We start from the raw sequence: 20,577 nt of genomic DNA, 5'->3' as shown, positions 1-20,577 counted from the left end.
CGCCGGATTGCGCGACGGATGGCGCAAATATGGGCGATGCCCTGACACAAGCCGTTTGTGCCCCTCTTGCCCGGCGGGCGAGGGCCGCCGCTGATCTGCATTTTGAAGTGCCCGGAGAGGATGCTACGCTGGATGGAAAGAAGAAGGGCTCGACATGCAAGACGAAACGGCACGCCACGGCTTCCTGACGCGGTTCTTTCACTGGGCCGTTGCTCTACTGGTGTTTCTGATGATCCCGGCGGGGTTCGTGATGATCCAGGACGGGTTGCCGCAATCGGTGCAGAACACCCTGTTCTTGTTTCACAAGAATACGGGCATCCTGATCTTTGCCTTGATGATCCTGCGCCTTCTGTGGCGCAGCCTCCGGCCTCCGCCGCCGCTGCCCGAAAACGTACCGGGCTGGCAGGTGTGGGCCGCGAATCTCACCCATCGCCTTCTATATGCCCTGCTGCTTCTCATGCCCATCGCCGGTTATGTCCGGGTGAAGGCGGGCGGTTTCCCGATCGAGACGCTCGATGCCTGGGGCGTCCCCGCGCTGGTGCCGGAATCGGAAATGCTGGCAGGTATCGCAAAGACCCTGCACTTCTACGGCGCACTCGCCATTAGCGCGTTCATCGCTTTGCATGTGCTTGCGGCGGTCTACCACGGCGTCGTCCGGCGCGACGGCGTGGTTGCGCGAATGTGGACCTGACGGCTGCACGCGCACCACGCGGCACGGGGTGTGACCCATGTCTTCCAAAGGCTTGGCCGCTGCATCGGCCTGCGTCTTCGGACTGATTTGAGGTGCGCCGGCGCAATCAGCCCGCCACGGGACGTTCGCAGCTCAGTGCCTGCACAAGGCACGGCGCCATGGGGGCCCGCGCATGGGGCGGCACGTTTGGCCGCCAAAGTCCAGATCCCGGCCCCGCAAGCCGGGTAAGACACCGGGCAATCTCGCGCAGCGCCTCTGCCGCCGGTCAGCCCCAGCCGGCATCCGACAGGACGCCCGCCAGCGTGGCGGCCGAGAGGGCCACCGGGTTTGCCTTCATCGAGGAACTGGCGGCCGAACGCGTGGCGATGTCGGCCAGTGCCTCCGGCGCGAGGCGTTGGTCGGGCGGGGCGAGGCCACGCGCCGCGGCCCAGCCTTCCATCCCCGCGATGCCGCAGCCGAGCGTTTCGCGGCACCAGTGTTCGATATGCCCGAACCGGTCCGTGCGGAGCGCATCGCCGATGCAGGCGGCGCGGTTGGCCATCAGCACATGGGGCAACAGCCGTCCGCAGATGACGCCATGCGCCTCGCCCGTCTCACCGCCCAGAACGCCGGCCAGACCGTGCACCGCGCCCAGCCCCGCATTGGTCAGGGCAATACCGCTGACATGGGCGACATAGGCCATCGTATCGCGGGCGGCGGGGTTTTCGCCCGCGCCCAGCGCAGCCAGCGCGGCCAGCCCCCGTGGGATCGCATCATGGCAGAGCGCATTGGTGAACGGCGTCGCACGCGCCGAGAGATAGGGCTCTATCACTTGCGTCAGGGCGTCCAGCCCGCTGGCTAGCGTCACCTCGCGCGGCGCACCGTCGGTGAGCGCGGGGTCGATGACCGCCAGCCGCGACACCAAACGGTCATCGCGCAGGCTGACCTTGCGGCGATGCGCAGGCACCCCGATCACCGCGTTCCTCGTGGCCTCGGAACCGGTGCCGGCTGTGGTGGGGATGGCGACGAAGGGCAGGGGGTCGGCCGATAGCGGCAGGCCCTGACCCACAACCTCCAGATGGTCGAGCGGGGGCCGGTCCGCGGGCAGCAGCGCGGCGAGCGCCTTGCCGAGGTCGAGCGCGGCGCCGCCCCCGATGGCCACCACGCTGTCGGGGCGATGGGTCCGCGCCTCGGCCAGCGCGGCCTCCAGCATGTCGAGCGTCGGCTCGGCAGGACAGGAAAGCGGCAGCACGGTCGCGCCCGCCGCCGCGAGCGCGGAGATCAGGGGCGCGGCGCGCGCCGTGCTCTGCCCATGTACCAGCGCGATGCGCGTACCGAGGCGCGCGATTTCGGGTACCGCGTCCAGCGCCGCGCCGCGGCCGAACCGGACGCGGGCGGGCAGCACCAGCCCGAAGGCCGGAATGGGCCTCATGTCACGGTTTGGGTGGCGGCGATGGCAGCTTGCCAGCGGGCGTATTTCGCGTCGCGCGTGGCGTCGTCCATCGCCGGCTCGAACCGGCGGTCCAGCGCCCAGGTCTTGGCGAACTCGTCGCGGTCCGGATAGATACCGGCCTGCATCCCCGCCAGCCAGGCCGCGCCCAGCGCCGTGGTCTCTTTCACCTCGGGGCGGTCAACCGAGGCGCCCAGGATGTCGGCGAGGAACTGCATCGTCCAGTCCGACGCGCTCATCCCGCCATCGACGCGCAGGACGGCGTCATCCGCGCCCGACCAGTCCGCGTGCATCGCCTCCAGGAGGTCGCGGGTCTGGAAGCCGACGCTTTCCAGGGCGGCGCGGGCGAACTCCGCCGGGCCCGAATTGCGCGTCAGGCCGAAGACCGCGCCGCGGCAGTCGGGCCGCCAATACGGTGCGCCAAGCCCGGTAAAGGCAGGTACCAGCACCACGTCCTGCGCCGGGTCCGCGGCGTCGGCCAGGCCTTGCGTCTCGGGTGCGGCGCGGATGATCTTGAGCCCGTCGCGCAGCCATTGCACCACGGCGCCCGCGATGAAGATCGAACCTTCCAGAGCATAGGTCGGCGTGCCGTCCAGCTGATAGGCGATGGTGGTCAGCAGCCGGTTTTGCGAGGTCACCGGCTCGGGCCCGGTATTGAGCAGCGCAAAGCACCCCGTGCCGTAGGTCGATTTCAGCATTCCCTTGCCGAAACAGGCCTGGCCCACGGTCGCCGCCTGCTGGTCGCCCGCCACCCCGAGGATGGGGATTTCGCGGCCGAAGAGGTCGGGCCGGGTCATGCCGAAATCGGCGGCGCTGTCGCGCACCTCCGGCAAAAGCGACATGGGAATATCCAGCAGGTCGCAGATATTGGTGCTCCATTCCCCTTTTCGGATGTCGTAGAGCATGGTGCGCGCGGCATTCGTGGCGTCGGTGACATGAAGCTTGCCGCCGGTCAGCCGCCAGATAAGCCAGGTGTCGACCGTGCCGAAGGCCAGCTCGCCCGCCTCGGCGCGCGCCCGCGCGCCCTCGACATTGTCCAAAAGCCAGCGCAGCTTGGTGCCCGAGAAATACGGGTCGAGCAACAGGCCGGTGGTTTCCGTCACCATCGGTTCGTGCCCGGCGGCCTTCAACTCGGTGCACAGGTTGGAGGTGCGCCGGTCCTGCCAGACGATGGCGTTGTGGATCGGCTGCCCGGTCTTGCGATCCCAGACCACGGTGGTTTCGCGCTGGTTGGTGATGCCGACCGCCGCGATGTCGGCAGGCGCGATGCCGGCCCGTTCGATCGCCTCGCGGCAGGTGCCGGCGGTGGTCGACCACAGATCGGCCGCGTCGTGTTCGACCCAGCCGCTCGCCGGGTAATGCTGGGTGAATTCCTCTTGCGCGACGGCGGCGATCTTCATGGTCCGGTCGAACAGGATCGCGCGGCTTGAGGTCGTGCCCTGGTCGATGGCGAGAATATAGGTCATGGCAGGCCCTGTCGGTGTCGGTCTGGATCGGGCTGAGGGTAGGCGAGGCGGCGCAGCGGCGCCACCCCGCACGACCGGTCTACTCGGCCGCCCGCAAACCGGTGGCCCGCTCCGCGCTCATCCAGCTGTCCAGCGCGGCGACCTGCTCTGCGCTCAGCCGCAACCCCAGCTTGGAACGCCGCCAGACCACGTCTTCCGCCGTCAGCGCGTATTCGCTGCTCATCAGCCAGGTGACCTCGCGCGCCGTCAGCGTGGCGCCGAAATCGCGCCCAAGGTCGGCGACCTGCCGTGCCCCGGAAAGGATTTGGTGCGCCTCCGTGCCGTAAGCGCGCACCAGCCGTCGGGCCCAGGCGGCATCGAGGAACGGATAGGCCGCGCGCAGGCCGTCGATCTGCGCCGCCACGCCGTCGACGGGAAAATCGCCGCCGGGCAACGGCTCGCCGGCCGTCCAGGGGCCGGGCAGCCCGTCGAAATGGGGCGCGAGGCGAGCCAGCGCGCTTTCGGCGAGGCGGCGATAGGTGGTGATCTTGCCGCCGAAGACATTCAGCAACGGCGCGCCCCCGGTGGTATCGAGCTTGAGCACGTAATCGCGCGTCGCCGCCGTGGCCGACTGCGCCCCGTCATCGTAAAGCGGCCTGACGCCGGAATAGCTCCATACCACGTCGTCGGCGGTGATCTTGCGCTTGAAATAGCGGTTGGCGAAATCGATCAGATAATCGCGCTCGGCGGCGGTGCATTCCGGGCGCGCGGACGGGTCGGGGTGCTCGGCATCGGTGGTGCCGATCAGGGTGAAGTCGCTCTCGTAGGGAATGGCAAATATGATCCGCCCGTCGGTGCCCTGAAAGAAATAGCACCGGTCATGGTCGTATAGCTTGCGCGTCACGATATGGCTGCCGCGCACCAGGCGCACCCGGTCGGCGCCGTTGTCGCCGATCCGGGTTTGCAGGATTTCGCCTGCCCACGGCCCGCCGGCATTGACCAGCACCCGGGCGTGGTGGCGCTGGGTCTCGCCGGTCTCGACATCGCGCGTCTCGACCGTCCAGAGCCCGTCCTCGCGCCGGGCCGACAGCACCTCTGTGCGGGTCCGGATGTCGGCCCCAAGGCCCTCGGCGTCGCGGGCGTTCAGCACCACCAGGCGCGAATCCTCGACCCAGCAATCGGAATACTCGAAGGCCCGCTCGAACCGGTCGTCGAGCGGCACGCCGGCGGGGTCGCTGCGCAAATCCAGGCTGCGCGTGCCCGGCAGGTGCGCACGGCCGCCCAGGTTGTCGTAGAGAAACAGCCCCAGCCGGATCAGCCAGGCCGGACGGCGGCCGCGCATCCAGGGCATCAGCCGGCCCAGCAGCCGGCCCATGGGCGTCTGCCCCTCGAAGCGCATCGAGGGATGATAGGGCAGCACGAAGCGCATCGGCCAGCTGATATGCGGCATGGCGCTGAGCAGCGTCTCGCGCTCGATGAGCGACTCGCGCACGAGGCGAAACTCGAAATATTCCAGGTAGCGCAGCCCGCCATGGAAAAGCTTGGTTGACGCCGAGGACGTCGCCGAGGCCAGGTCGCCCTTCTCGGCCAGGCGGACCCTCAGGCCGCGCCCGGACGCGTCGCGCGCGATCCCGCATCCGTTGATGCCGCCGCCGATAACGAAGAGGTCCAGCGTCTCGTGGGTATCGGTGTCCGTCGTCATGCCTCGCTCCCTGAAATCGCGCGAAATCGAAGCATGTTGAGCGCGTTTCGGTCAATGAAATTGTTCGTTATCGTTCGTTATGAAGTCACTTTACCCTCAAACGTGTTCGTCGCGCCGGCCTGAATGTTTTTTCACGCGCATCAGTCCCCCGCGCCGCGCAGATGCTTGAGAAGTATTCTGTAAAGCTTTCTCGAGGATGCTCTTTGCGAGGTCCGCCGCGCGGGAGGACGCATTCCGGCAACAATTCTGGCCCCGAGGTAGCATTGATTCTGAAACGTGCAAAATGCCCGAAAAACGCTGCAATTATGCCCTGCTTCGCTATTCTCGCCGCAATTCCGCCGTATTGTGCAAACGGAGACATGCATGCCGCCAATCAGCTTGCCGACAGGGATTGACGATTGGGCGGAGGGGGCCACGCCCCTGGGCGCGTCGGCCTTTGGCGGACGCTTTGTCACCTATCGCAACGACGGCCGGTTCTTTTCCCAGGCCAACGACCTGGGGTTGATTGTCTGGCCCGGCGGGACGCTGGCCGAGTTGCGCCCGGACCGCTACGACTACCGCTTCGAGGGACTCTACAACCCCGACCTGCCACGTCCCGATCTGACGGCGATGATGGCCACCGCCGTGGCACAGGGGGCGGGCCTGTCGGTGGTGTTGCCCACCACCAGCTATCTCGCAAATCCCTCGGGCCTGGCCGAGGGTCTGCAGGGGTTTCTCGGGCGGCTGATGGGCGGTGCCTACGGCGAGGTGCCCGAGACGCTGATCCTCGAGGTCGGTTCGGAATTCTACGACAATTACGCGGGCAGGGTGAGCGGCGCCACCGCGACGGCCTATGGCCGCATCGCCGACGCGATGGTGCGCCAGATCGCCGGGGCGCTGGACGATCCGGCGGTCAACACCGCCGGCGTCGACCTGACCATCGCGGTGCAGACCGGCCGGGACCGGGCCGAAGACGCGCTGGTGCGTGCCGAGTTGAGCGATGCGGCGCTGGCGGCGACCGACATGGTGATCCAGCACCGCTTTCCCGGCGGGGCGGGTGGTGTCGACCGGCGCCTCGACGCGGCGGCGGCGATCATGGACGACTGGGCGGCGGATGCCGAGGCGGCGGGCGCTGCCGCGCCCGAGCTATACCTTTCGGCCTGGAACGTGGCCACATTCACCCGCCAGATGGTGGCCGACGATTACCTGGCCGAGATGCGGGCCGCGGGCATAGAGATGGACCGCGCCGCGCTCGACCTCGACGGCCGCAGCGACGCCGCGTTCGAGCGCTATTGGCAGGACCGGCTCGCCGCCGCCGATTACGGCCAAGATCACCCCGCCCTGATGCTGGAGCTGTTTTCCAGCTATGCCGCGATCGGCATGACGGCGGCCGGGGTGTACGGGCTGGACGTGATCCATCCGGGCCGGCTGAGCCTGCGGGGGGCCGATGGCGAGGACTACACCTTCGTCGGCGGCGAGATGCTGTCGATGATCTACGAAAGCGTCGGCGGCACCGTGCCGCTGGCCAGCGTGCTGGAGGTCTCGGAGGCCGACCCGGTGCGCGTCTACGGCTACGAAAGCGCCGACAAGCTGGTGATCTTCCTCGCCGCGGGTGACAGCGCGCCGGGCGAGGTCAGCCTGGCGCTGCCCGATCTTGGCACGGGCTATACCGCGCTTTGGGCCGAAAGCCTCACCGCAGAGGCGATGGACGATTGGCAAACCGTCTTCGACATCCCCGACACGCCCGGCGTGGACGAAACCCCCGAGGCCGAGACCTACGCCCTGCCGCAGCGCGCGGCGACCGCGGTGGAACTGACCGAGGCGGGTATCGACATGACGCTGTCCTCACCGGGCGAGGTGGTGCGCCTGACCGTGGCCAAGACCGGGGCCGGTGCCGCCGATGCCGCCGGCTGGGCCCTGGGCCCGCGGATCGAGCGGCTGGAAGGCGGCGCCATGGCGCTCTTTGCCGGGGATGGCGGCGAAACGCTGACCGGCGGCGCCGGCAACGACAGGCTGACCGGCGGGGCGGGCGACGATCTTTTGCAGGGCGGCGGTGGCGGCGATCTGCTGACGGGCGGCGACGGGGCCGACCTGATCGTCGGCGGGCCGGGGGCCGGCGACCGGGGCGATGTGGTCTATGCCGGATCGGGCGACGACCGGGTCGACGGCGGTGCCGGCAACGATCGGCTGTTCGGGATGGATGGCGACGACGTGCTGGCCGGCGGGGCCGGGGCCGACCATCTCTACGGTCAGCAGGGCTCGGACACGATCAGCGGCGGTGCGCTGTCGGACGTGGTCGAAGGCGGGGCGGGCGACGATTTCGTGACCGGCGGGTTCGGCCATGATCGGATCAGTGGTGGCGCGGGGGCGGATCGGTTTTACCATCTCGGCGTCGATGCGCACGGGGTCGACTGGCTGCGCGATTTCTCCAGCCTCGAGGGCGACAGGCTGGTCTTCGGGCAGGCGGGCGCTGCGGCCGAGGATTTCGTCGTGCATTTCGCCGCGACCGAGGGCGCGGGGGCGGCCGATGTCGACGAGGCGTTGATATCCTACAGGCCGACCGGCCAAACGCTGTGGGTGCTGATCGACGGCGCGGCGCAGGACGCGCTGACGTTGCAGATCGCCGGGTCGGGCGATCTGTTCGACCTGCTGGCGTGACCGCCGCCCGGCGCGCGCCGGCCTAGCCGCCGGCCACCCGCGCCTGTTTCGACAGTTGCACTGCCAGGATGCCTGCCATCACCACCGCCACGCCGGCCGCGTCCATCGTGCCCAGCCGCTCGCCCAACAGCAGCGCGGCGATGCTGACCCCGAAAAACGGGCTGAGAAAGTGGAACGTCGCCGCGCGGACGGCGCCGACCCGGCGGACCAGCAAAAACCAGATCAGCGTGGCGATGAGGCCCGGAAAGAGCGTGGTATAGGCAAAGGCCGCGCCCAGTTGCCACGACCAGTCGAACGCGAGCCGTTCGCCCGTCACCGCCGCCGCCAGCCCCAGCGCCGCCGCGCCCATCAGCATCTGCAGCCCCACGATCATCAGCACGTTGCCCCCGGAGGACGCACCGCGCACCGAAAGTGTCGCCGCCGTCAGCGCGACCACGCCCATCACGCACAGGCCGAGCCCGTAGAGATCGACGCCCTGCGAGATGCGGCTGCCCATGATGATCGCCACGCCCAGAAAGCCGACCACCAGACCGGCAACGCCCAGCGGCCGCACCCGCTCGCCCATCGCCAGCCATCCGAAGAGCGCCACCAGAAGCGGCATGGTCGAGGCGATGATCGCGGCCATCGAGGCCTCGAGCGTCTGCATCGCAACGAAGTTGAGGCCGAGGTAGAGCGCGTTCTGGCTGATTCCGAAGACAGCCGTCGCCCGCCATTGCGCGGCGGTCAGCCGCCAACTCTGGCCGAGGGCCAGCGCGATCCCCACGCCCAGCAGCCCCGAGATAAGGAACCGCAGCGACAGCGCGGTCAGCGGCGGCGCCGCGGCCACGATGATCCGCGCCGAGGAAAAGGCCGAAGCCCAGATGAAGGCGAAGGCCAGGCCCATCGCCAGCGCGCGGATATCCATGGCTCCTCCCGCAAAAGAACAGGGCCGCCCGAAGGCGACCCTAGACCATTACCCATGTCGGGCAAGCGGCGCGATCAGCCGTTAACGCTGTCCTTCAGCGCCTTGGCGATGGTCATCTTGACCACCTTGTCGGCCTCTTTCTTGATCTGCTCGCCGGTGGCGGGGTTGCGCACCATGCGTTCGGGGCGTTCGCGGCAGTAGATCTTGCCGACGCCGGGCAGCGTGACGGCACCGCCGCCGGCAACCTCGCGGGTGATAACGCTGGTGATCGCGTCCAGAGCGGCCGATGCGGCCTTCTTGTCGGCCTCCATCTCGTCGGCCAGCGCGGCAACCAGTTGCGTCTTGGTCATCGGTTTCGCCATTGTCGTCTCCTCGTTCCTGCCCTCTGTGGGGTCTTATCCACGCGATTTAACGTGATCTTGGTACAAGACACAACGATTAGTAGGGACTTTGCTGCTGTTTCCACGCATTTTGCGACCCTTTTGCCGCTAGAGGAAGGCGGTTTCCTCGAAGCTGCGCAACTTGCGGCTGTGAATGCGCTCCAACGGCATCTCGCGCAGCCGCTCCATCGCGCGCACCCCGATGGCCAGGTGCCGCGCCACCTGGGTGCGGTAGAAGTCGCTGGCCATGCCGGGCAGCTTCAACTCGCCATGCAGCGGCTTGTCGGAGACGCACAGAAGCGTGCCGTAGGGCACCCGAAAGCGAAAGCCGTTGGCCGCGATCGTCGCGCTTTCCATGTCCAGCGCGATGGCGCGCGATTGCGACAGCCGCTGCACCGGGCCGGACTGGTCGCGCAGTTCCCAGTTTCGGTTGTCGATGGTGGCCACCGTGCCGGTGCGCATGATGCGCTTGAGCTCGAACCCTTCCAGTTCGGTGATCTCCTCCACCGCCTCTTCCAGGGCCACCTGGATTTCGGCCAGCGGCGGGATCGGGGTCCAGACCGGCAGGTCGTCGTCGAGCACGTGGTCCTCGCGCAGATAGCCGTGCGCCAGTACGAAATCGCCCAGCCGCTGAGAGTTTCTCAGCCCCGCGCAATGGCCGACCATCAGCCAGGCATGGGGACGCAACACCGCGATATGGTCGGTCGCGGTTTTCGCGTTCGAGGGGCCCACGCCGATATTGACCAGGGTGATCCCCTGCCCGTCGGTGCGTTTCAGGTGATAGCTGGGCATCTGCGGCAGCTTGGCCGGCAAGGGCAGCGGCGCGTCGGGCGTGGCGATCTCGGCGTTGCCGGGGCCGACCAGCGCGACATAGCCGCTGGACGGGTCGGCCAGCGCGGCGCGGGCGAAGGCCTCGAACTCCTCGACATAGAACTGGTAGTTGGTGAACAGCACGTGGTTCTGGAAATGCTCGGCAGAGGTGGCGGTGTAGTGCGACAGCCGCGCCAGCGAATAGTCGATCCGCTGTGCGGTGAAGGGGGCCAGCGGCCGGGCCCCGTCGGGAAAGGTGAACCCGGTGCCGTTGACGATGTCGTCATGGGTGGTGGTCAGGTCCGGTACGTCGAACAGATCGCGCAGCGGGAAATCGAGCGCGCCCTCCTGCGGCACGGTCACCGGCGCGGCGCCGGCCGCCACCGCGAAATGCACCGGGATCGGCGTGGTCGACGCGCCGATGGTGACCGGCACGCCGTGGTTTTCCAACAAAAGGCCGATCTGCTGGCGCAGGTAGTTGGCGAAGAGATCGGGCCGCGTGATCGTCGTGGCAAAGACCCCCGGCTCGGCCACGTGGCCAAAGCTCAGCCGGCTGTCGATCTGGGCGTGGCTGGCCGTGGCCAGCCGGATTTCGGGGTAAAAGCCGCGATAGCGCACGCCCCCGGTGCCCGCGCTTAGGCAGGTCTTGAACCGCTCGCGCAGGAAATCCGTCGCCCCGTCATAAAGTTCGATCAGCCGGGCCACCGCGGCGGCGGCATCCGAAAACGCCTCGGCGGGGGGCAGGTCGGGGGTTTCGACCGGCAGATCGGGCGGGTGCGCGTACATCGAGGTCTCCTTGGCGGGCCGGGGCGGCCCCGTGACCCCTATGTGCGGGTTTCAGGCCGGGGGGGCAAGGCCGGGGCGCCGCTGTGATTGCGGGCTCGCGCGGCGGGCCGACGCCCGCGCCGCCTTGCGGCGGCTGCGCTGTCGCGCCATGCTGCGGCCATGGCAGGTACGCTCCTTTCCATCGGGCATGGCTACACGGCGCGGGCGCTTGCGCGGCGTCTGGGGCCCGACTGGCAGGTGATCGGCACGACCCGTTCGTCTGAAAAGGCCGCGAGGCTGGCGCGCGCCGGGGTCGAGCCGCTGGTCTGGCCGGGGGCCGACCTGGACCGTGCGCTGTCGCGCGCCAGCCATCTGCTCTGTTCCGTCGCGCCGGGGCCCGAAGGCGACCCTGTGCTGGCCGCCGCGGGGGCGACGCTGGCCCGCGCGCGCCAGTTGCGCTGGGTGGGGTATCTCTCGACCACGGGCGTCTATGGCGACCATGGCGGCGGCTGGGTCGACGAGGAGACGCCGCTGACACCCGGCACCGCGCGGGGCGAAGCACGGGTCGCGGCCGAGGCCGATTGGGCCGCGCTGGACCTGCCCATGCACATCTTCCGCCTTGCGGGCATCTACGGCCCCGGCCGTTCGGCGCTGGACCAGGTCCGCGCGGGCACGGCGCGGCGCATCGTCAAACCCGGGCAGGTCTTTTCCCGCATCCATGTCGAGGACATCGCCGAGGTGCTGGCCACCTCGATGGCCCGGCCCGCCGCCGGTGCCGTCTACAACGTCGCCGACGACCTGCCCGCGCCGCCGCAGGATGTGGTCGCCTGCGCGGCCGAGCTGCTGGGGGTCGCGCCGCCTCCCGAACTGGCGTTCGAAGACGCCGATCTCAGCCCGATGGCGAAAAGCTTTTATTCCGAATCCAAGCGCGTCTCGAACGCGCGGATCAAGGAGAGGCTGGGCGTGAGCCTTGCATATCCCGACTACCGCGCGGGGCTGGCTGCGCTGCTGAAGGCGGGCTTTTAGGCCCGCTTCGCCGCCGCCTCTGTGCCCAGCACTTCCATCACCTTGGTCTCGATGTCGGGGGCGTTCAGCCCGGCGGTGGCATACATGTCGGCGGGGTTTCCGTGGTCGATGAACGTGTCGGGCAGCACCATCGAGCGGTATTTCAACCCGCCGTCGAACACGCCTTCCTCGGCCAGAAGCTGGGCCACATGGCTGCCGAAGCCGCCCACGGCGCCTTCCTCGATGGTGATCAGCGCCTCGTGCTCGGCGGCCAGCCGCAGGATCAACGCGCGGTCCAGCGGTTTGGCAAAGCGCGCGTCGGCGATGGTGGGGGTGATCCCCTGGGCCGCCAGGGCCTGGCCCGCCTCTTTCACCTCTTTCAGCCGGGCGCCGAAGTTCAGCAGCGCCACGCGGCGGCCCTCCTGGATCATCCGGCCCTTGCCGATTTCCAGCGGCACGCCCTTTTCGGGCATCGGCACGCCGACCCCTTCGCCCCGCGGGAAGCGGAAGGCGATGGGGCCGGCATCATGGGCCGCCGCGGTGGCGACCATGTGCACAAGCTCGGCCTCGTCGGCAGCGGCCATGACCACGAAACCGGGCAGGTTGGCGAGATAGGCGATGTCGAAGGCGCCGGCATGGGTCGCCCCGTCAGCGCCCACCAGCCCGGCCCGGTCGATGGCAAAGCGCACCGGCAGGCGCTGGATCGCCACGTCATGCACGATCTGGTCGTACCCGCGCTGCAGGAAGGTGGAATAGATCGCGACGAACGGTTTCTGGCCTCCGGCGGCCAGCCCGGCCGAGAAGGTCACGCCGTGCTGTTCGGCGATGCCCACGTCGAAGCAGCGGTCGGGAAAGCGTTCGGCAAAGAGGTTCAGGCCCGTGCCGTCGGGCATCGCCGCGGTGACGGCGACGATCTTGGTGTCCTGGTGGGCTTCCTCGATGAGGCTCTGGGCGAACACCTTGGTATAGCTGGGTGCGTTGGCCGGCGTCTTTTTCTGCTCGCCGGTGGCGATGTCGAACCTGGCCACGCCGTGCCCGCAGTCGGGGGCGGACTCGGCCGGTGCGTAGCCCTTGCCCTTTTGCGTGATCGTATGGATCAGCATCGGTCCGTCGGCCCGTGCCTTGACCGTGCGCAGGACCGCCAGCAACTGGTCCATGTCGTGCCCGTCGATGGGGCCGACATAGGAAAAGCCAAGCTCTTCGAACATCGTGCCGCCGACGGTGATGTGTTTGATCAGGTCCTTGGCGCGCCTTGCGCTTTCCTGGAACGGCGAGGGCAGAAAGCTGACCGCGCCCTTGGCGATCGACTTGAACTCCTGGAACGGCGCGCCGGCATAAAGCCGGTTGAGATAGGATGACATCGCGCCCACCGGGGGCGCGATCGACATCTCGTTGTCGTTGAGGATCACGATCAGCCGCTTGTCCAGGTGCCCGGCATTGTTCATCGCCTCGTAGGCCATGCCGCCCGACAGCGCCCCGTCGCCGATCACAGCGATGGCGTCGCCGATACCTTCTTCCGGCGCGCTGCCCAGTTCGCGCGCCATGGCAAAGCCCAGAGCGGCCGAGATCGAGGTCGAGCTGTGGCCAGCGCCGAATGGATCATACGGGCTTTCGCTGCGCTTGGCGAACCCCGACAGCCCGTCCTGCTGGCGGATCGTGCGGATGCGGTCGCGCCGGCCGGTCAGGATCTTGTGCGGATAGCACTGGTGGCTGACGTCCCAGATCAGACGGTCGCGCGGCGTGTCGAACACCGCGTGCAGCGCCACGGTCAGCTCGATCACGCCCAGCCCCGCACCCAGGTGCCCGCCGGTTTCCGAGACCGCCGACACCACCTCGGCGCGCAGTTCATCGGCCAGGGTCGTCAGCTCGCTGTCGCTCAGCTCTTTCAGGTCGGCGGGGCTGCTGACGCGGTCGAGAAGCGGGGTGAAGGGGCGTTGGGTCAAATTTCTGCCCTCCCGGGGCGTGGCTCGTCAGGTGTCGCGCGAGATAACGAAGTTGGCCGCCTGCCGCAAGATATCGGCCCGCGCGCCAAAGGGGGCGAGCGCGGCCTCGGCCTCGGCCACCAGCTCGCTTGCGCGGGTCTTGGCGCCCTCGAGGCCCAGCAGCGAGACGAATGTCGCCTTGCCGGCATCGGCGTCCTTGCCGACGCGCTTGCCCGTCTTTTCGGCATCGCCCTCGACGTCCAAGATGTCGTCGGCGATCTGGAAGGCAAGGCCCAGCGCCGTGGCATAGGCCGACAGCGGCGCGATATCGGCCTTGCCCAGCCGCGCCCCCGCCTCGGCCGACCAGCGGATCAGCGCGCCGGTCTTGTTGGCCTGCAGATCGGTGATCTCGTCCAGGCTCAGCGGGCGGCCGGCGGTCTCGGCGGCGATGTCCTGGGCCTGGCCCAGAACCATGCCCTCGATGCCCGACGCCTTGGCGAGCGAGGCCACGAGGTCGACGCGCACGGCCGGGTCGGGGTGGGCGGCCTCGCGCGACAGCAGGTCGAAGGCCAGCGTCTGCAGCGCGTCGCCCACCAGCACCGCGGTGCCATCGTCCCATTTCACATGCACCGTGGCCTGGCCGCGGCGCAGATCGTCGTCGTCCATGCAGGGCAGATCGTCATGGACCAGCGAATAGGCGTGCAGCGCCTCGACCGCGGCGGCGGCATGAACCGCCTGCTCGGGCGCAAGCCCGTAAAGCGCGGCGCCCTCGATCACCAGAAAGCCCCTCAGCCGCTTGCCGCCCGCGACCGCATAGCGCATCGCGTGGCTGACCGGCTGGTCGGCGGCATCAGCCAGCGCGTCCATCAGGCACGCCTCGATCCGCCCGGCCTGCGCCGTCAACGCCTCCTTGAACATCGCTCAGAGCCCTTCGACGGGCTTGGTGCCGGTGGGGTTGCCCTCGGCATCCAGCGTGATCGTGGCGACCTTTTCCTCGGCCTCTTTCAGCTTGGCCTCGCAGTGCTTTTTCAGCGCCGCGCCCTTTTCGTAGAGCGCGATGGAATCGGCCAGCGGCACATCGCCCCGTTCGAGTTGGCCGACGACCTCTTCCAGCGCCTGCATCGCCTGTTCGAAGCTCATCTCGGCCACAGGTGTGTCGCTCATGCCCCCCGCTCCATCAGCACTTGCACATGCGCCGCGACGCTCGCGGCCAGGGCATCCAGATCATATCCGCCTTCGAGTGTCGAGACCACGCGCCCGCCCGCATGGGCGTCGGCGATGTCGCACAGGCGCCCGGTTATCCATGCGAAATCGTCCTCTGACAGGTTGATCTGGGCCAGCGGATCGGCGGAATGGGCGTCGAAGCCGGCCGAGATCAGCACCAGTTCGGGCGCGAATGCGTCGAGGCGCGGCAGGATATGGCCCTCGTAGGCGGCGCGGAATTTCGCGCTGCCGTCGCCCGGCGCCAGCGGCAGGTTCAGCACGTTGTCATGGGCGCCGCGTTCCCCGGGCGCGCCGGCGAACGGGAACAGCGGCATCTGGTGGGTCGAGGCGAACAGCGTGCGCGGCTCGTCCCACAGGATCGCCTGGGTGCCGTTGCCGTGATGTACGTCGAAATCGACAACCGCGACGCGCGACAGGCCGTGGATGTCCAGCGCGTGCCTGGCCGCGATGCCGATATTTCCCAACAGGCAAAAGCCCATGGCGCGGTTCGGTTCGGCATGGTGGCCCGGCGGGCGGACCGCGCAAAAGGCGTTGGCCGCCTCGCCCGCCATCACCCGGTCGACGGCCGCGAGGTTGGCCCCGAGCCCGCGCAGCGCGGCCTTGATCGACCCGGCCGAGACATAGGTGTCGGGGTCGAGGGGCAGGGTGCCGTTGTCCGGGATCTCGGCCTTGAGGATGTCGAAATAGATCTGCGGATGAGCGCGCAGAACGTCGGCCCGGCCGGCCAGCGGGGGCTCGACATGGACAAGCGGCGCGAAATCCGGTGCGGCCAGCCGGGCCGAAATGGCCTGTAGCCGGGCTGCGCGCTCGGGGTGGCCGGGCGGCGTGATGTGACCCAGGCAATCGGGGTGCGACAAAAGGATCGTGCTCATGGCCCGAGGCTAAGGAAGGCCGCCGCGGGCGGGCAAGAGCTAATCGGGCGCCAGCATATAGCCTGCGCCGCGCACGGTTTGCAGGTAACGGGGCTGCTTGGGGTCGGCCTCGATCTTGCGCCGCAGCCGGGTGATCTGGACGTCGACCGCGCGTTCCTGCGCCTGGCCGCCGTCGCGGCCCAGGTCTTCCACCAGCCGGGCGCGGCTTACGGGTTCGCCCGGGTTGGCCGAAAAGATGCGCATCAGCTGCATTTCCGTGGCGGTCAGGCGGATCAGCCGCTCGCCCTCCCACATCTCGCCGCGCGACACGTCATAACGCACCGCGCCCAGATGCAGGATTTTCGGCCCGGCCTCTTCGGGGGCGGGCTGGGGCTGGCGGCGCAGGATCGCGTTGATCCTGAGCAGCAGTTCCTTGGGCTCGAACGGTTTGGCGAGATAGTCGTCGGCCCCGGCCTCCAGCCCTGCGATGCGATCGCCCGTCTCGCCCCGCGCGGTGAGCAGCAGGATCGGCGTCCCGATTTCCTCGCGCAGGCTTTGCGTCAGTGCGATGCCGTCCTCGCCCGGCATCATCACGTCGAGCACGATAAGATCGAATTCGAGCCCCTCCAGTATCCGCCGCGCATGTGCCGAGTCGCGCGCCGCGCTGACCAGGAAACCGGCGCGCTGAAGGAACTTGCGCAACAGATCGCGGATCCGCTCGTCATCGTCGACAATCAGAAGATGGGCCTGCGGCTCCACGCTCATGACCCGCTGTCCTTGAGCCGTTTGAAGTGGCGGCGCAGCTCGGGCTCCATCATCGCCTCCAGGACCTGGCGAAAGCCCGCCACCGCCTCGGGGCCGGCGGCGCGGTAGGCCGCGCGCATCCGTGCCCTCTGGGCGTCCGACAGCTTGCGCTCCAGCGCATCGCCGGCCTCGGTGAGAAAGAGATGCCGCTCGCGCTTGTCGCGCTTGCCGACGCGGCTTTCCACCAGCCCGTCCACGATAAGCGTGCGCAACACCCGGTTCAGCGATTGCTTGGTAACGCCCAGGATGGCCAGCAGGTTGTTGACCGTGGTCCCCGGGCTGCGGTGGATGAAATGCAGCGCGCGGTGGTGGGCGCGGCCATAGCCGTATTCTTCGAGGATGCGGTCCGGGTCGGCGGTGAAGCCGCGATAGGCGAAGAACATCGCCTCGATGCCCTTCCGGAGCTGTTCGTCGGTCAGAAAGAGGAGGCTTTCGCCGCTTTGAACATGTGCGTGTGCGCCTTCAGGCATGATCTCTCACCGGAATTCTCATTTCGTCTAATTATTGAGCGATCTTATGTCAGCCTTGTTGACTTTCCAAGAATCAATTGATAGCGATTTGTGAATTTAACGCAACTTTATGTCCGTATCGGACCTAACGCGCGCAACTTTCGCAAACAGACGCCCTGCGCGGGCCAAATCGAAAGGACGAGGGCCATGGCTGGCTATGATGATCGCGACGGATTCATCTGGATGGACGGGCAGCTCGTGCCCTGGCGCGACGCCAACGTGCATATCCTGACCCATGCGATGCACTACGCCTCGTCGGTCTTCGAAGGCGAGCGCGCCTATCACGGCAAGATCTTCAAGTCGGTCCTGCATTCCGAGCGGTTGAAGCGGTCCGCCAACATGATCGATTTCGACGTGCCCTACACCGTCGACCAGATCGAAGAGGCCAAATACGCGGTGATGAAGGCCAACAACCTGTCCGACGCCTATGTCCGCGCAGTGGCGTGGCGCGGCGCGGGCGAGGATATGGGCGTCGCCTCGGCCCGCAACCCGGTGCGCATGGCCGTCGCGGTCTGGGAATGGGGCGCCTATTACGGTGACGCCAAGATGAAGGGCGCCAAGCTGGATATCTCCAAATGGAAACGGCCCAGCCCCGAAACCATCCCCAGCCACGCCAAGGCCGCCGGGCTTTACATGATCTGCACCATGTCCAAGCACGCCGCCGAGGCCAAAGGCTGTTCCGACGCCATGATGTTCGACTATCGCGGCTACGTGGCCGAGGCGACGGGGGCCAACATCTTCTTCGTGAAGGATGGCGAGGTCCACACGCCCAAGCCCGACTGCTTTCTCAACGGGATCACGCGGCAGACCGTGATCGGCATGCTGGCCGACCGCCAGGTCAAGGTGCACGAGCGCCATATCGAGCCCGCAGAGCTGGAAGGGTTCGAACAGTGCTGGCTGACCGGCACCGCGGCCGAGGTGACGCCGGTGGGCCGGATCGGCGATTACAATTTCGAGGTTGGCGCGCTGACCCGCGAGATGTCGGAAAGCTACGAGAAACTGGTGCGCGCCGACGGCTGAGGCCCATCGGCCGGACCGTCCCGCCGCCTACGCTTGCCAAAACGGGTCCGACCTCTTGCAGGGCGGGCCCGTTGAGTTTTTGGAAACGGTCTTTCCACCGATATCCACGTTAAAGTTCTCGGCGTTTTCGTGTTTTTTTCGTAGCGTGATTGTGTCAAAGGTATGGCGTCGGTTACGCCGTCATTCCGGTAAACCGTACTCGTTATGGAGATAAGTTATGAGAAAGTACCTTTTCGCGGCTGCCGTTGTCGGCAGTGTGGCCGGTACGACCGCCACCGCCGCGAGCCTGAACGGTGAGTTCTGGGACGTTCCCGCGAACACAATCGCCAGCATCGATCAGGCCATTGCTCAGGTCAACGGCGGGACCGACACACCGACCGCCACCTTCACCTCGACCGCGGTCAACTATGGTGAATCGCCGTGGACCATCGGCTCGCTGTCCGATTTCCTCAATGCCGACGCGGGCTCTATCGTTGGAACCGATCCGGCGAACATCCAGGAATCGGTGTTCCGCCTGACGGGCGATGTCGCGCTGACCACGGGCGACACGATCACCGTGACCTCGGATGACGGCTTCCGCCTGCTGGTCGGCGGCTCGACCTTCTCGGAGTTCAACGGCCTGCGCGGCCCCGGCGGCACCACGTCGGCTGTCTGGGGCGGCGCCACCGGCGTCTACTCGGCGACGCTGTGGTATTTCGAGGGCAACTTCACCCAGGCGCAGTTGATCTCGAACCTCGGCGACTTCGTCGCGCCCGTGCCGATTCCGGCCGGCGGGCTGCTGCTGCTCTCGGGCATCGGCGCGGTTGCCGCGATGCGCCGCCGCAAGGGCTGAGACGGGCTTTTACCGAGCCATTGAATGACGACAGGCGGCGCCCCGGCGCCGCCTTTTTCCGTTTCGGGGATTGATCCGGGCGGTGGATTTCACCCACCGTACGCTCCCACTCACGGTGAAATGTATTTGACTGTTATCCAAGCGACCAGGGCTGGAAACAAGACTGATAGAAGCAACGCCCCAACTCCTGTTTTCGCAAAATTCAATGCCCGAAATACTGGCTTTCTGCTTTGGAGAAAATCGTGACCCGCGGGCGTCAAAAAAACGTAGGTTTCCTTGTAGGGAGCGTCTGGGGCACCGCCTAACCAAGGTTCGTCTCCCTTAGTGGCCGAAATCTCCAAATATCCGCGACGGACGAGTTGCTTTATTTCGTAGCTTTCTTCATCAGTCCAGTCTGGCGTAGTTACTTCCTCACAGCCTCCTACAGGATGCGTCGAGTATTCCTCAAACTTAAGATAATACTCATCAGCCTCAATTTTCTTTAAGATGTCGAGTCGGCGCCGTGCAAGAGACTTCACCCACTCAACCCCCCATGCAGCGTCGGCATGTCGAGTGCGCTGAACCCGTAGTGCCTGAGCCACCGCAGGTCGGAATCGAAAAACGCCCGCAAATCCGGGATGCCGTATTTCAGCATCGCCAGCCGGTCGATCCCCATGCCGAAGGCAAAGCCCTGCCACTGATCGGGGTCGATCCCGCCCGCGGTCAGCACCTTGGGGTGCACCATACCCGAGCCCAAAATCTCCATCCAGTCGTCGCCCTCGCCGATCTTCAGCGTGCCGTCGGCCCAGGAGCAGCGGATGTCGACCTCGGCCGAGGGCTCGGTAAAGGGGAAATGCGACGCGCGAAAGCGCAGCTCGACCCCCTCGACCTCGAAAAACGCGCGGCAGAATTCCTCGAGCACCCATTTCAGGTTGGCCATCGAGATATCGCGGTCGATGGCCAGCCCCTCGACCTGGTGGAACATCGGCGTGTGCGTCTGGTCGTAGTCGCAGCGATAGACCCGGCCCGGCGCGATCACCCGGATCGGCGCGCCCTGCGCCCGCATCGCGCGGATCTGCACCGGCGAGGTGTGGGTGCGCAGCACGTGGGGCGGGCGGTCGTCGCCCGCCGCGCGGCTCATGAAGAAGGTGTCGTGCTCTTGCCGGGCGGGGTGCTCGGGCGGGATGTTCAGCGCATCGAAATTGAACCAGTCGCTTTCGATCTGCGGGCCCTCGGCCACGGCAAAGCCCATGTCGGCGAAGATCGCGGTGATTTCCTCGGTCACCTGGGACACCGGATGCACGGTGCCGCGCGGACGGGGCCGGCCGGGCAGGGTGACGTCCAGCCACTCGGCCTCCAGCCGCTCGTTCAGCGCGGCGTCTGCCAGCGCCTCTTTCTTCAAGGCCAGCGCGGAATTGATCTCGTCCTTCAGCGCGTTCAGCTTGGGGCCCATCACCTGGCGCTCTTCGGGGCTCATCTTGCCCAGTTCGCGCATCTTCAGGCTGATCTCGCCCTTCTTGCCGACCGCGGCGACGCGCAGCTCTTCCAGCCCCGCCTCGTTGGCGGCGGCGGCGATCGCGTCGAGATATTTCTGCCTCAGATCGTCCATCCTCGGGCCCTTCCGATCAACTGTCGCGCGGTCGATAGCACAGGGCCCGGGGATTGCAA

The 20,577-nt window shown here is 67.4% G+C and carries 19 protein-coding genes; 5 read left to right on the top strand and 14 right to left on the bottom strand.

Features of this window, described 5'->3' with window-relative positions; all coding sequences use genetic code 11:
• The first annotated feature begins 154 nt into the window (after positions 1–154).
• Positions 155–691, top strand: a complete 537-nt coding sequence (locus Ga0609869_RS05685; protein ID WP_125405756.1) for a cytochrome b — start codon at positions 155–157, stop codon at positions 689–691.
• Positions 692–956: 265 nt separating this feature from the next.
• Here the strand turns inward: Ga0609869_RS05685 and Ga0609869_RS05680 are convergent, their stop codons facing one another.
• The 3 genes from Ga0609869_RS05680 to glpD all read right to left on the bottom strand — a co-directional run bounded on the left by Ga0609869_RS05680 (position 957) and on the right by glpD (position 5,267).
• Positions 957–2,093, bottom strand: coding sequence for an iron-containing alcohol dehydrogenase (locus Ga0609869_RS05680; RefSeq protein WP_170168825.1), 1,137 nt, complete (start codon positions 2,091–2,093; stop codon positions 957–959).
• A gap of 5 nt (positions 2,094–2,098) precedes the next feature.
• Complete coding sequence (glpK, locus tag Ga0609869_RS05675) at positions 2,099–3,586, bottom strand: glycerol kinase GlpK (RefSeq protein ID WP_125405761.1); 1,488 nt, start codon at positions 3,584–3,586, stop codon at positions 2,099–2,101.
• Between the two features lie 79 nt (positions 3,587–3,665).
• The gene (glpD, locus tag Ga0609869_RS05670; RefSeq protein WP_125405764.1) at positions 3,666–5,267 is read right to left on the bottom strand and encodes a glycerol-3-phosphate dehydrogenase; all 1,602 of its coding nucleotides are present in this window, start codon (positions 5,265–5,267) and stop codon (positions 3,666–3,668) included.
• A 378-nt stretch (positions 5,268–5,645) separates the two neighbouring features.
• On the opposite strand from glpD, the gene Ga0609869_RS05665 reads away from it, so the two are divergent.
• Positions 5,646–7,904 (top strand): calcium-binding protein, encoded by a 2,259-nt coding sequence (locus Ga0609869_RS05665; protein WP_125405767.1) that lies wholly within the window; start codon positions 5,646–5,648, stop codon positions 7,902–7,904.
• Between the two features lie 22 nt (positions 7,905–7,926).
• Here Ga0609869_RS05665 and Ga0609869_RS05660 read toward each other — a convergent pair whose 3' ends face one another.
• The 3 genes from Ga0609869_RS05660 to Ga0609869_RS05650 all read right to left on the bottom strand — a co-directional run bounded on the left by Ga0609869_RS05660 (position 7,927) and on the right by Ga0609869_RS05650 (position 10,784).
• Positions 7,927–8,808 carry a DMT family transporter gene (locus Ga0609869_RS05660; protein WP_125405770.1) on the bottom strand — a complete coding sequence of 294 codons (882 nt, stop codon included), beginning with the start codon at positions 8,806–8,808 and terminating at the stop codon, positions 7,927–7,929.
• Positions 8,809–8,882: 74 nt separating this feature from the next.
• A complete protein-coding gene (locus Ga0609869_RS05655) occupies positions 8,883–9,170 on the bottom strand; it encodes an HU family DNA-binding protein (RefSeq protein ID WP_125405773.1) in 288 nt (95 codons plus the stop codon).
• Between the two features lie 126 nt (positions 9,171–9,296).
• Positions 9,297–10,784 carry an AMP nucleosidase gene (locus tag Ga0609869_RS05650; protein WP_125405776.1) on the bottom strand — a complete coding sequence of 496 codons (1,488 nt, stop codon included), beginning with the start codon at positions 10,782–10,784 and terminating at the stop codon, positions 9,297–9,299.
• A gap of 159 nt (positions 10,785–10,943) precedes the next feature.
• On the opposite strand from Ga0609869_RS05650, the gene Ga0609869_RS05645 reads away from it, so the two are divergent.
• The gene (locus tag Ga0609869_RS05645) at positions 10,944–11,789 is read left to right on the top strand and encodes an SDR family oxidoreductase (RefSeq protein ID WP_125405779.1); all 846 of its coding nucleotides are present in this window, start codon (positions 10,944–10,946) and stop codon (positions 11,787–11,789) included.
• Here the strand turns inward: Ga0609869_RS05645 and dxs are convergent.
• Genes dxs through Ga0609869_RS05615 form a run of 6 tightly spaced genes read right to left on the bottom strand, consistent with a single transcriptional unit; the run spans position 11,786 to position 17,039 of the window.
• Entirely contained in the window at positions 11,786–13,711 is a 1,926-nt protein-coding gene (gene dxs / locus Ga0609869_RS05640; RefSeq protein ID WP_125405782.1) for a 1-deoxy-D-xylulose-5-phosphate synthase, read from the bottom strand. The genes Ga0609869_RS05645 and dxs overlap by 4 nt on opposite strands.
• A 27-nt stretch (positions 13,712–13,738) precedes the next feature.
• A complete protein-coding gene (locus Ga0609869_RS05635) occupies positions 13,739–14,608 on the bottom strand; it encodes a polyprenyl synthetase family protein (protein WP_125405785.1) in 870 nt (289 codons plus the stop codon).
• Between the two features lie 3 nt (positions 14,609–14,611).
• Positions 14,612–14,854, bottom strand: coding sequence for an exodeoxyribonuclease VII small subunit (locus tag Ga0609869_RS05630; protein ID WP_125405787.1), 243 nt, complete (start codon positions 14,852–14,854; stop codon positions 14,612–14,614).
• Entirely contained in the window at positions 14,851–15,786 is a 936-nt protein-coding gene (locus Ga0609869_RS05625; protein WP_125405790.1) for a histone deacetylase family protein, read from the bottom strand. Before Ga0609869_RS05625 ends, Ga0609869_RS05630 begins: the two co-directional genes overlap by 4 nt.
• A 39-nt stretch (positions 15,787–15,825) precedes the next feature.
• Positions 15,826–16,530 (bottom strand): response regulator, encoded by a 705-nt coding sequence (locus Ga0609869_RS05620; RefSeq protein WP_125405792.1) that lies wholly within the window; start codon positions 16,528–16,530, stop codon positions 15,826–15,828.
• Positions 16,527–17,039, bottom strand: coding sequence for a MarR family winged helix-turn-helix transcriptional regulator (locus Ga0609869_RS05615; RefSeq protein WP_125405795.1), 513 nt, complete (start codon positions 17,037–17,039; stop codon positions 16,527–16,529). Before Ga0609869_RS05615 ends, Ga0609869_RS05620 begins: the two co-directional genes overlap by 4 nt.
• A 186-nt stretch (positions 17,040–17,225) precedes the next feature.
• Between Ga0609869_RS05615 and Ga0609869_RS05610 the strand changes: the two genes are divergently transcribed.
• Together Ga0609869_RS05610 and Ga0609869_RS05605 are read left to right on the top strand one after the other, a co-directional pair.
• The gene (locus tag Ga0609869_RS05610; RefSeq protein ID WP_125405798.1) at positions 17,226–18,098 is read left to right on the top strand and encodes a branched-chain amino acid aminotransferase; all 873 of its coding nucleotides are present in this window, start codon (positions 17,226–17,228) and stop codon (positions 18,096–18,098) included.
• Positions 18,099–18,315: 217 nt separating this feature from the next.
• Positions 18,316–18,930, top strand: a complete 615-nt coding sequence (locus tag Ga0609869_RS05605) for a VPLPA-CTERM sorting domain-containing protein (RefSeq protein ID WP_125405801.1) — start codon at positions 18,316–18,318, stop codon at positions 18,928–18,930.
• Positions 18,931–19,040: 110 nt separating this feature from the next.
• Here the strand turns inward: Ga0609869_RS05605 and Ga0609869_RS05600 are convergent, their stop codons facing one another.
• Both Ga0609869_RS05600 and pheS read right to left on the bottom strand, forming a co-directional pair.
• Positions 19,041–19,448, bottom strand: coding sequence for a hypothetical protein (locus tag Ga0609869_RS05600; RefSeq protein ID WP_125405804.1), 408 nt, complete (start codon positions 19,446–19,448; stop codon positions 19,041–19,043).
• Positions 19,445–20,518, bottom strand: coding sequence for a phenylalanine--tRNA ligase subunit alpha (gene pheS / locus Ga0609869_RS05595; RefSeq protein ID WP_125405807.1), 1,074 nt, complete (start codon positions 20,516–20,518; stop codon positions 19,445–19,447). The genes Ga0609869_RS05600 and pheS overlap by 4 nt, the downstream gene beginning before the upstream one ends.
• Positions 20,519–20,577 lie beyond the last annotated feature (59 nt).

Source organism: Rhodovulum iodosum (assembly GCF_041020385.1).
Lineage (GTDB): Bacteria > Pseudomonadota > Alphaproteobacteria > Rhodobacterales > Rhodobacteraceae > Rhodovulum > Rhodovulum iodosum.
The sequence above is the reverse complement of the archived record's forward strand: the minus strand, read 5'-3'. Positions and strand labels throughout refer to the sequence as shown.